General features: G+C 46.0%; 10 protein-coding genes, 1 tRNA gene and 1 pseudogene. 3 read left to right on the forward strand and 9 right to left on the reverse strand.

Translation table 11 applies throughout. The annotated features are described in order from the left end of the window. Positions 1–186 (reverse strand): annotated as a pseudogene (locus tag ACLFWI_RS17610) (hypothetical protein); the annotation flags it as partial. Between the two features lie 77 nt (positions 187–263). Continuing rightward, positions 264–1,745 (reverse strand): eCIS core domain-containing protein, encoded by a 1,482-nt coding sequence (locus ACLFWI_RS17615; protein ID WP_446413994.1) that lies wholly within the window; start codon positions 1,743–1,745, stop codon positions 264–266. 106 nt (positions 1,746–1,851) lie between these two features. On the opposite strand from ACLFWI_RS17615, the gene ACLFWI_RS17620 reads away from it, so the two are divergent. Then, a complete protein-coding gene (locus ACLFWI_RS17620; protein WP_446413995.1) occupies positions 1,852–2,148 on the forward strand; it encodes a hypothetical protein in 297 nt (98 codons plus the stop codon). Positions 2,149–2,234: 86 nt separating this feature from the next. Here the strand turns inward: ACLFWI_RS17620 and ACLFWI_RS17625 are convergent, their stop codons facing one another. The 4 genes from ACLFWI_RS17625 to ACLFWI_RS17640 all read right to left on the reverse strand — a co-directional run bounded on the left by ACLFWI_RS17625 (position 2,235) and on the right by ACLFWI_RS17640 (position 6,132). Beyond that, on the reverse strand, positions 2,235–3,221 hold the full coding sequence (locus ACLFWI_RS17625) for a WG repeat-containing protein (protein ID WP_446413996.1): 987 nt from the start codon (positions 3,219–3,221) through the stop codon (positions 2,235–2,237). 415 nt (positions 3,222–3,636) lie between these two features. Beyond that, complete coding sequence (locus ACLFWI_RS17630) at positions 3,637–3,774, reverse strand: hypothetical protein (protein ID WP_446413997.1); 138 nt, start codon at positions 3,772–3,774, stop codon at positions 3,637–3,639. A 378-nt stretch (positions 3,775–4,152) separates the two neighbouring features. Further along, positions 4,153–4,557: a hypothetical protein gene (locus ACLFWI_RS17635; protein ID WP_446413998.1), complete on the reverse strand. Its 405-nt coding sequence runs from the start codon at positions 4,555–4,557 to the stop codon at positions 4,153–4,155. Positions 4,558–4,608: 51 nt separating this feature from the next. Beyond that, entirely contained in the window at positions 4,609–6,132 is a 1,524-nt protein-coding gene (locus ACLFWI_RS17640; RefSeq protein ID WP_446413999.1) for an eCIS core domain-containing protein, read from the reverse strand. A 106-nt stretch (positions 6,133–6,238) separates the two neighbouring features. On the opposite strand from ACLFWI_RS17640, the gene ACLFWI_RS17645 reads away from it, so the two are divergent. Beyond that, complete coding sequence (locus ACLFWI_RS17645; protein ID WP_446414000.1) at positions 6,239–8,284, forward strand: ATP-binding protein; 2,046 nt, start codon at positions 6,239–6,241, stop codon at positions 8,282–8,284. A gap of 211 nt (positions 8,285–8,495) precedes the next feature. On the opposite strand, the gene ACLFWI_RS17650 is transcribed toward ACLFWI_RS17645, so the two are convergent. Then, a tRNA-Gln gene (locus tag ACLFWI_RS17650) sits at positions 8,496–8,567 on the reverse strand. A 578-nt stretch (positions 8,568–9,145) separates the two neighbouring features. Here ACLFWI_RS17650 and ACLFWI_RS17655 point away from each other — a divergent pair. Continuing rightward, positions 9,146–9,379, forward strand: a complete 234-nt coding sequence (locus ACLFWI_RS17655; RefSeq protein ID WP_446414001.1) for a hypothetical protein — start codon at positions 9,146–9,148, stop codon at positions 9,377–9,379. Here ACLFWI_RS17655 and ACLFWI_RS17660 read toward each other — a convergent pair. Continuing rightward, on the reverse strand, positions 9,367–11,082 hold the full coding sequence (locus ACLFWI_RS17660; RefSeq protein WP_446414003.1) for a R3H domain-containing nucleic acid-binding protein: 1,716 nt from the start codon (positions 11,080–11,082) through the stop codon (positions 9,367–9,369). The genes ACLFWI_RS17655 and ACLFWI_RS17660 overlap by 13 nt on opposite strands. A 190-nt stretch (positions 11,083–11,272) precedes the next feature. Then, the coding region (locus ACLFWI_RS17665) for a Light dependent period protein LdpA domain-containing protein (protein WP_446414002.1) at positions 11,273–11,538 on the reverse strand (266 nt) is incomplete at its 5' end.

Consider the following 11,538-nt stretch of genomic DNA (forward strand, 5'->3'; position numbering starts at 1 on the left):
TTTAGGAAACGAAATATCTGACTTGTCTAAGGAAAACTCGCGCCCATAAACTTGACCAGAGACCGGAGTATTTGGTATTTTCTCAACCGTTGGTATTTCTGGACAATTAATCGGTTCCGGCGGAGGGATTGGCTGAGGGCGAGACTGTCCGATAAAGGGAATGTGTTCTCCTGAACAACTCGCCATTGTTATAGTAGTTAACACTACTACGACATTGATTCTTGTTCGAGGTTTCATTTTAGGTTTAATTCCTCATTTTTATTTTATTTTTGTAAGGGCATATTTACTCTCGGTTTGTCATGGTACGTGATATAGCTATGGCTACCATCATCAGCCTCAACGTTCTTACTCTCAACTTTTTGAGAGACATAAACGCCGTCTGGAGTATGATTTCCATCACCTCCGGATTCAATTTCTTCTCCACCTGCATTCCCCGCAGAACTTATGTACAGAGAAATCTTATGCGTGTGAGCATAGTAGCTGTTGGTTCCGCCTAAAGAAAACTCTTCAATATTTGCCTTAAAATCCTGTTCACTGCTGAAATTAGTGCCAATATTGGCATTTGCTTCTACAGGAAGCAGTTTTTTAATTGGCAAGCTTCCAGAAGCACCGAGACTTGCCTCGAGTTGCCGACGATTATGGACACCAAAGTTGAAATTCATGTTAGGTGTTTCCCAGGTTTTAGCATTCTTTAAGGTGTAGGTGGCAGTAAACTTGTATCCTTCATGTCCTCCCCCGAAAACTCTTTGCTCTGTTTGTGGGTTGGAAACCATTAACCGAACGTGGCTACCAACGGTTTTGTCACCGAGAAACAATCGTGGTGTTCCTTGGAATTTGCCTTGGTTTGCGCCCAATGTGGCAGAGATTCTGGGATTAATGTAATAGGTTCCCTCACTGCCTAAGTTTCCGCCTCTTCCCGCCAAAGCACTGCCAAAATTTCTCTCATCAATCAATTTGACCTCTGCGGATGCCCAAACATCTTGCCCGATCGCACTCGGTTGTCGCGGTGCATTTTCGGCTTGTGCCATTACCGAAGGCATCGACGGCGCGATCGCAGTGTCTCCTGTATACTCTCCTAATAAAGGTTCAGCCGATTTCCTCGCTACCACGGCATCGGCTACCGCATCGGCGTGCTGTTCATATTTATCCCCCACCTGTCCCATCCCACCAGAAAGTTGCACTTTCCCAGATTGTTGCTGCATGACATGCGCCGCTTCATGGGCTGCCAATCCGACACTCGGAGTCTTAGCAAAGGCAATCCGATTTCCAGAGGTATAAGCCGCCGCCCCCAACTTCTGAGATGCCGCCGCCGCCTCTTTACCCATATAGGCTTGAACATGGGATAAGTCTTGACCAAAGGACTGTTGGATCTTATCCAGATGTGGTAATTGTCTCGGTGTTCCCCTAAACCCATCAGCGGCAATGTCTTGGGGTGACTTTTGTTGTACCGACTCCCCATCGTCTTTGAGTTGCACCCCATCCTCGGCTTCACCGTGGGCATCTTTCGACTGGATGGCTTCCGCTTGCGCCTGCTTTTGAATCGCCTCATCCATCCCCTGAAGCAGCTTTGCCTGAATCAAATCTTTCTCATAACTCGAATAAGCGCGAGTCACCTTTCCAGAAGCCGACGGTTGTTTGGCTTGTGCCTGTACAGGAAATCGCGGTGGTGTAAACCCTGTAGCACTATCTTTGGGCGCAGGAGTGGGTGGAATAAACGCAGATTTCTGCTGTTGAGCTTCTTGCATAATCTGATGACTATATAACTTGCAATTAATTCAACAAAACTATATGCTGTATATAAAAATTATATCGGACAAATTCGACTTCCAATTCAGGGGTTCTACCCATTCTATGACTTCTACAGCAATAGATTGGTACAAAGCCAATTATCAATATTTGATCACATCGGTTAACCGAGTTTATCGTCATCTTGAATGCTATATTTCCCACAAACAGAATCAGACAACTGACCCAAACCCCAATCTCCCCCCACCGGAAACGCCCAACTCGGCGATTCCCTTTGCCTTGGATATCCTCTGCACCCAATTCGGCTTATCTGCTTGCGATCGCGATATCCTCCTCCTATGTGTAGGCATGGAACTCGACCCGGATTTTCCCTTACTCTGTCGCCCAACCCTGAAAAGGTGAAATGCTCTGTCTGTCAAGCGCTTGAGCTGCTTGTCACCCCTTCAGCCATTACTCCTTTACTGGCTATACTGTGTCAACTCGATAAATCAGTTCGTGGGAGTCCAAATGTACCTTCCTGTGTTATCGATATAACCTGGCTTGCTGTCAATTGTCACCCATGCCAATCCTTGGGAAAATTCACTGGCAAAATCAAATTGAGGCTCGATTATGATCTGCCCACTTTTATTAATATAGCCCCACTTTTCACCCACGGCTACAGCAGCTAGCCCTTCAGAAAAGTCTTTGACTTCATCAAACTCCGTTTTAATCACCATCTGACCTGTTTTATCAACATAGCCCCAAGTCAGATCGGCCATTTCTAGTGGTCCTTCCCGAACAGGTGGACCTGTGACTACGACAGCTAACCCTTCAGAGAAATCAAAAGCCTGTCTAAACTGTAAATCAATAGCGATTTGTCCAGTCTTGTCGATATAGCCCCACTCGACACCCGATCTCACCACTGCCAAACCTTCGGAGAAACTTCTATCTAAACTCAAAGGTGACTCAATAACAAACTGCCCCCTTTGGTCGATATAACCTGATTGTTTGCCAAGCCTGACTAATGCCAGTCCTTCGGAAAAGTCTCTAGCTTTATGAAACTGCGGTTGGATAATTATCTTGCCCGTCTTATCGATATAGCCCCACTTACCATTAATCGCGACACTAGCTAGCCCTTCGGAAAACCGATACGTTGTATCAAATTGTGGTGGGATAACCAGTTTGCCAGTCTTGTTAATATAGCCTATCTTACCACCAATACCTACAGCAGCTAGTCCTTCGGAAAAGGAAGAAGCACTATCAAACTGCGGTTCAATAATAATCTGTCCCGTTGTGTCAATGAAGCCATTCTTCCCCCCAATTCTGACCCATGCTAGCCCTTCAGAGAAAAACCCAGCTTCATCAAACTGGGGTTTAACAATAATCTGCCCCGTTGAGTTTATATAACCATATTTATCATGCTGAATAATCGGAAGCAATTGATTTGTTTCTTGACTTTCTCCCGGTGATAGAGTTGGTGAGTCAACTGACTCCAAGGAATTGTTTGAGATTAGCCTCTGCTCTCGCGGACTACAGGAAATTAAAGCGGAAAGAGCAAGACCTAAAAACATCAAAAAAATTATTTGAACAAACTTTTTGTTTGAGGTTAGGAGCATGCTGGTTTTCAAAACTAGACTTTAATATGGATTTTGACTAAGTTTACCAAATAATTTTAGCTCAAATTAGTAAGAATAAGTCGCAATCCGATGCACTGTATAATTCATCTCATTCAGATCAGTCATTTTCCTCAATTTACTAGAGATGCTAGCCGTCTCATTATATCAACTGACCTCAGCGCAGATTGTTAGTTTCCACGACAGTTTATCCGTGAAATTGTTCCTACAAAATGGACACCTCGGCGTTTGTTAATTAGATATCTATAAATATCCGGCCAAACATTATCAGTAACTGTTATACACCCCGCTGAACCACGTCCACGGTGTAAGTATTCATCTCCTTGGGGTCCCCCGTAAACTCTAAACCAGACTGTAGCATAGTTTCCATATTGATTACCCCCAGGATGAGGAAAATCAGGAAGTCGTAGGGCATAAGTCATACCACAGTGTATCTTGTCAACACCCGGACGGACATTTATGATTGCACGTGCACGTTTACTTCCATAAGTTAGTTGTTTCGTTTGGTCGTTATAGGTGAGATCTGCCGACCCACCCCAAGTCATAGTATCGTCAAGATAGCCGGGTGCGAGACTTAGTTTTTTTCCGTATAATTCTGTTTCATGTCCTTCCAAGGACTCAAAGTAATCTCGTCCCTGCCTGAATCCCTCATATTTAACTTTCAAATAATCAGGTAAACTAATTCGTTGACCACTCTCGTCTAGGGCTATCACCCATCCGCTTGTTCCTCCTGACCAACCCCGATAACCACGAGTTCTTGAATGCTACATTTCCCAGAAACAGAATTATCACCTCAAGTACGGGAGAGCCACATAGCTTCTGCTAGTCGATAAGCACTAATTCTTAATGAGGCTATAGCCGTGAGCGTTATTATCCAACGTATTATTCGTCGATTTTGAGGTAAAATCACCAAACACAAAAAGATTGATAACATAGATAAAAACACGCTGATCGCTGCAAAATCTCGAGCGATATCCAGTCTAGGATCAATATGAAAATTAGGATCAAAACGATACTCTTCTTCTAGTCGTACCTCTACCCCAAACGCATTACTCAAATAACTAAAAAATATAGCTATTTCTGTCAGTAATATTGTCGATATTGTTTTTATTTTTTTACCGCGTATTTCATCTATTTTAATTGTATATATTATGAGCAAAGATAAATAAAAAAAAGGAGCCAAAAAAATAAATAACATGAAAACGCCTATCTATGCCTAGCTCACAATTTTTATTGTGAGCGATCAATTCTAAAATAGATCAGATAAATATTCTTCCGCATCAAGCAAAATCCTTTGGCCATATCCTCTTACATAGGGATGAAGTTCCTCTCTCGTTAGTTCCGGACCAGCATGATATCTTGCAGCAATAACCATTATATCGTCTCTAGTTAAATCGGCAGCTTTCTTACCCGGAAAATCTATATTTCTTAGGTCGGACATATGTTGGGCAGCAATAAATATATTTTGTCGAGGTTCTAGCAAGGACTCACGAATAGCTTGCAGTTGTGTTCCAGTGGTAAGCGCAGAATCATATCCTAAACTTTCCATTGCTCTCCTAATCTGAATACTCAAATTACCATAAGAAGTCCTGAGAGCATATTCTCGACTAATCCGAGTACTATAACGCCATCCGTATGCTAATGGATCAGAAATAGGGGGATCACCTCCCACTTCTCTAAAAGCAATTCCTGCTACTAGAATACTAGGAAGCTTGAAAGTAGTTGCGGCTTGTTCAATCACCTCTAGATATCCACGTACCCATTGTTTTTTAAAGTCCCAAATGTTCATGTCGTTAGGAAGCCCGACGATTGGAGCATCTGGTTTTCCTCTAGCCACATTCAATGCATAACTAGCTGCCAACCCATTAGTCCACTCAATTGTTCCTGGAGCAGCTTCTGTCCCTCTTGCTCTTCCTTTTATATAATAGTGCCTATTAGTTAGCTCTGGGATCTCTGGTTCCGGCAAAGGAGGACAACTTCCCCCTAAACAGGCAGCTTGAAGCTCCTCCTTGTCCGACAGAGGAAAAGACACCCTTTGAGCTTTCGCCATCACAGAAGGCATCAAACTCGCGATCATAGTGTCTTCTGTATACTCTTCTAATAATGGTAATGGTTCAGCCGATTTCCTGGCTACTACGGCATCGGCTACCGCATCGGCGTGCTGTTCATATTTATCCCCCACCTGTCCCATCCCACCAGAAAGTTGCACTTTCCCAGATTGTTGCTGCATGACATGCGCCGCTTCATGGGCTGCCAATCCGACACTCGGAGTCTTAGCAAAGGCAATCCGATTTCCAGAGGTATAAGCCGCCGCCCCCAACTTCTGAGATGCCGCCGCCGCCTCTTTACCCATATAGGCTTGAACATGGGATAAGTCTTGACCAAAGGACTGTTGGATCTTATCCAGATGTGGTAATTGTCTCGGTGTTCCCCTAAACCCATCAGCGGCAATGTCTTGGGGTGACTTTTGTTGTACCGACTCCCCATCGTCTTTGAGTTGCACCCCATCCTCGGCTTCACCGTGGGCATCTTTCGACTGGATGGCTTCCGCTTGCGCCTGCTTTTGAATCGCCTCATCCATCCCCTGAAGCAGCTTTGCCTGAATCAAATCTTTCTCATAACTCGAATAAGCGCGAGTCACCTTTCCAGAAGCCGACGGTTGTTTGGCTTGTGCCTGTACAGGAAATCGCGGTGGTGTAAACCCTGTAGCACTATCTTTGGGCGCAGGAGTGGGTGGAATAAACGCAGATTTCTGCTGTTGAGCTTCTTGCATAATCTGATGACTATATAACTTGCAATTAATTCAACAAAACTATATGCTGTATATAAAAATTATATCGGACAAATTCGACTTCCAATTCAGGGGTTCTACCCATTCTATGACTTCTACAGCAATAGATTGGTACAAAGCCAATTATCAATATTTGATCACATCGGTTAACCGAGTTTATCGTCATCTTGAATGCTATATTTCCCACAAACAGAATCAGACAACTGACCCAAACCCCAATCTCCCCCCACCGGAAACGCCCAACTCGGCGATTCCCTTTGCCTTGGATATCCTCTGCACCCAATTCGGCTTATCTGCTTGCGATCGCGATATCCTCCTCCTATGTGTAGGCATGGAACTCGACCCGGATTTTCCCTTACTCTGTCGCCAAGCCAGTGGCGACTCCCAGAATAATTACCCGACCCTGAGTTTAGCCTTATCTGTCTTACCCAACATCAGCTTAAGTGTCCTAGGACGACAATCCCCCTTACAATACTGGCAACTAATTGAAATCGCTCCCGGTGTAACCTTAACCCAATCGCCCCTAAGAATTGACTCCCGTATCCTCTGCTATCTTTTAGGCGAACCCAGCATCGATGCTCAACTTGATGAGCGAGTTAAACCCCTGGATCTGGGCTTAACCGGAGAATTAGCCCTTCCCCCATCTCATCAGCAAATCGCCCAGATAATTGCTTCGGCTTGGTCTGAATCTACCCTCACCTCAAAACTGCCAATTATCGAATTGTCTGGCTCAGATTTGACCACAAAACGCCGCATTGCCGCTGAAGCCACAACATTATTTGGCTGTTCTATCCGTCGCATGTCAGCGGCGGTACTCCCCTCAGAATCCACCCAACTGCATCAATTACGGCGACGCTGGGAACGGGAAGCTATCTTAACCAATTGCGTATTGTGCCTCGAATGTGACTCTCTGAACATGTCAGATGCACTGGGAGTATCCCTGATTTCTCAATTTATTGCTGAAATCAATACGCCTGTAATCCTGAGTAGTCAACAGCGACTTCCCGTAACAGAACGCTCCCTAACCACCTACGATATACCCAAACTCACTCTCCAAGAACAGCGTTCCCTATTTTTCACTTATCTAGCAGACAAAGGAAGCGAACTCAATGGCGAGGTTAATCACTTAATCGCCCAATTCAATCTCAGCCAAAGTGCGATTCACTCCGTCTGTACCCAAGCCATCCATCAGGTTAACCGCAATGGTCACACCAACTTAGGAACAACCCTGTGGAATACTAGCCGCCATCAAGCCCGTCCCCGCCTAGATGCACTCGCCCAACGCATTGAAACGCCAATGACGTGGGATGACCTGATTCTGCCAGAATCCCAACTCAAAACCCTGAAGGAAATTGTCGCCCACACCCGCCAACGCGCCAAAGTCTACCAGGATTGGGGAATGGGGGGAAAACAGAGTCGGGGACTGGGACTAACAGCGTTATTCTATGGTCAAAGTGGTACAGGTAAAACCACTGCTGCTGAAATCATTGCCAAAGAACTGCACCTCGACCTGTACCGCATCGATTTGAGTGCGGTTGTGAGTAAGTATATCGGCGAAACGGAGAAAAACCTAGCTCAAATCTTTGACGCGGCTGAAGTCGGCGGTGTAGTCTTATTATTCGACGAAGCCGACTCTTTATTTGCCAAACGGGGTCAAGTTAAAGACGCCCGCGATCGCTATGCTAACCAAGAAGTCAGTTATCTACTCCAACGCTTAGAAAATTATCAAGGGTTGGCGATTCTCACAACCAACTTAAGAGACTCGATTGATTCAGCTTTTGAGCGACGATTGCGCTTTGTGCTGGAATTTCCTTTCCCAGATGCAATGCAACGAGAGCAGATTTGGCAGCGCGTCTTTCCCAAATCTACTCCTACCCGACGATTGGATTTTGAGAAGTTAGCGCGGCTGGCTGTTTCCGGAGGCAGTATCCACAATATTGCTTTGGCAGCAGCCTTTCTCGCCGCTGAAGCCTCAGAACCAGTGGGAATGAAGCATCTATTGGCAGCCGCGCAAACTGAAGGGATCAAGATGCAGATTCAAACCGTGATTAGTGTTGGGACTCAGGATTGGCTGGAGCCATCGAAATCTAAATCTAAGTCAAAATCTAAATCCAAATATAGCGCTAAGCGCTAGGCAATAGGCAATAGGCAATAGGCAATAGGCAATAGGGTAATGGGTTATAGAAATGTTGTCTTCCATCTCCCCCATCTCCCCTGCTCCCTACCCCCACCACAAGACTTATTCAGCAGCCCCTACATTAATCCAACTATTAATCCCCACCCTGTAAGAGAGTGAGGAATTCCGCCGAATCGATTAATCAAATTATTTTTTCGGGTAGATGCGACTGGGGTGCCAGGATTCGAACCTGGGAATGGCGGGACCAAAACCCGCTGCCTTACCGCTTGGCTACACCCCATTGTGTGTACCTTGCTTATATTAGCAGTTGTGGCTGGGAATATGTCAAGAGATTTTGGAAAATTGGCTAATTTCTCCTGATCTCAGGGAACAGAAGGCTCAATTTACGCGGCGGACTGCCAATATATAAACAAGTATTAAGATAAGCTAAGATTATTTAACTCGTTCGTCAAGGGTGAAAAAGTTAATATAATCTTTATATTACGCTTAAATCCCCTACAATAAGGCATTGGCTGCATTAATCAGGGGAACGTAGCTTTTACATATCTTCAGGTTAGGAGGATTTCTGTCCAAGGGTTAAACTAAATTTGTCTTTTTTTGTAAAGAAAAAAATTTGACAGCATGTCGAGTTGTCACCATACCGCCAGACCCAGTAATATCATGTCCGGTCAAACACCCCTAATAAAAACGCCTGAAACCCCTGTTATTGCAGCATTGCAATTATGGGCAATCGTAGGGACATGATATAAGAGCAACGCTCTACTGGAGATTTATATCTAGGGGTAACTATAGCTGAAGATAACTCGCCATAGAACCTGGCACAACTTTAACCTACCGATTAACACTGGAGATTCACTAATGAGATTAATTCGCGAAATTGTTCAAGAAGCGGAAAGGACTGGCTACCTGAGCCTACAAGCTGAAGATCAATTGCGTCAACTTTTAGCCAACAAGTACGACTGGGAAGACTTTACCGCGTTCATCCAATTACAGCAAGCAGTGATGGAAGAACGGGTGAAGCAAGAGTCTCGTGAGCTACTCTACAGGTTATCCTCTTGCCACACCCCTACCCCTTGCCATCAAGCGGGGTAGATTCGCAAGCGGCGATTGGGTTCATCGCCAAAACTATCGGACTTGAGGCGATAGTGTTCCACCAGTTCGTGCTGCATCTTTCGCACTTTTGGCGATCGCGGCAATAATTCGACGGGCTGTCCATTAGGAATCACGATTTGCTCGACGGCTAACCGTGCTTCTTCTAGCGCCTCAATCTCATCATCACTTCCACTTTGGGTAAACAACCGCAAATCTGCTGCATCGGGAACTCCAGGATCATCCATATCCAACATCCGCCGCAGGGCGCGACTCACTTGGGGAACGGTGCTGGCTTTAACCGCATGAATCGGAATTTGCCGGGAGCGAGCAATCGAGCGCAGTTTCGAGTGACTTTTAACATGCGATCGCAAGCCTAAAATGGCATCGGCACTATCCATGTCCTTGGTTAAGACAACGGGTAAATTTAGCACCCGAATCACCTGCTCAATTTGATGGCGACTCACCCCATAAGGATAGACATGGAGGGGCAAATCTTCACCATTGGGTCCAATCGTGTCTACAACCTCGCCAACGGAGTTGGGTTGTTGCCAAGAGTCATGGAGCAGCTGATCAAAATAACTGGTTTGAGCCGAAGCCGATGATGAGGAACGTGATAGTGGCTGCATCTGTCCCGACGAACGCCAGCCACTGGGTTTCGCCACTAACCCGGACTGGGTGTGGCGCTCCAGGGGTGCGGGTGCATCGGGGAATTCACGGGTAATAATTACCTTATTCTGCTCATCCACCGTCCGCACTTGGGGATTCGGTTGGCGTCCCCGCAGTAGCGCATCCACGGTATCCGCCACACTCTCATGCACTACCCAGCGCTGACGCTCCAGCATTTCCACAGCAATCTCAAACGTGGGCGGTGCTTTGCGTTCCAATACCGTTTTTTGAGAACCCCGACGTCTGGCTTCATCATCACCCAGAGTTACGGCTTGAATCCCACCGACTAAATCAGAGAGCGTAGGATTTTTAATCAAATTCTCGATTTGGTTTCCATGGGCTGTTCCCACCAACTGCACCCCCCGTTCCGCGATTGTGCGGGCGGCGAGGGCTTCGAGTTCGGTGCCAATTTCATCAATCACAATCACTTCGGGCATGTGATTTTCCACCGCTTCAATCATCACCTGATGCTGAAGTTCTGGACGTGATACCTGCATCCGTCTCGCTCTGCCAATGGCAGGATGGGGAATATCGCCATCACCAGCAATTTCATTGGAGGTATCAATAATTACCACCCGTTTTTGCAGATCATCAGCCAGCACCCGGGCAATTTCCCGCAACGCCGTGGTTTTGCCCACACCTGGACGTCCCAACATCAAAATTGATTGACCCCGTTCGACCAGATCATGAATTAGACCAATAGTGCCAAACACCGCTCGTCCGACGCGACAGGTTAACCCGATAATGTCGCCGGGACGATTGCGAATTGCGCTAATCCGGTGTAAGGTTTTCTCCAGTCCGGCTCGATTATCCCCACTGAAATGCCCAACTCGTTCAACACAATAGTTTAATTGTTCCGCCGTAACGGGGGTTTCGGACAAATATTCGGCACCAGACGGGAAACGCACCTCAGGAAAACGACCCAAATCCATCACCACTTCAATTAAATTGTCGCGATGGGGGTGTTGCTCCAGGATTTGGCGAATATCCTCTGGTAAAATAGCGAGTAATTTTTGGAGATCCTCAGTAATCTGCATCCCAGCTAAATTGGTGGTGTTAGATAATGCTTGATTGGATAACGATTGGGAAGGGGATGGGTTCATCCCGTTGGCATTCACCATAGGCTTGTTATTCGTCATTCGTCGTTTGTCATACTCGCTTCGCGAGAAGCAAGCTACGTCCTTTGTCTTATGTCCTTTGCCCTTTGTTTATGTAAGGGTTTGAGGACTATTGACATAACCTACTGAGTTCAGGTTGAACAGGCTTAGGCACAGACTTGAGTTGAGACACCAAGGAATGGGCAATCCCTACGGCTTGTGCCAGCCGCGGCGGATCATTTTCCAGGTTTGCCCTTGATGATAAGGGAAATGATTGGGAATTGATATCCTGATTTTCTTCATCGTATTGATCGAGTTGGTCTAAAATTGGAGCCAGTAAGACCCGGGCATAGCTTCCGTAAGCCACACCCGCGACAAAGGGCTGGATGGGGTTAG

It is taken from the genome of Coleofasciculus sp. (assembly GCF_046539235.1).
Classification (GTDB): Bacteria; Cyanobacteriota; Cyanobacteriia; order Cyanobacteriales; family Coleofasciculaceae; genus Coleofasciculus.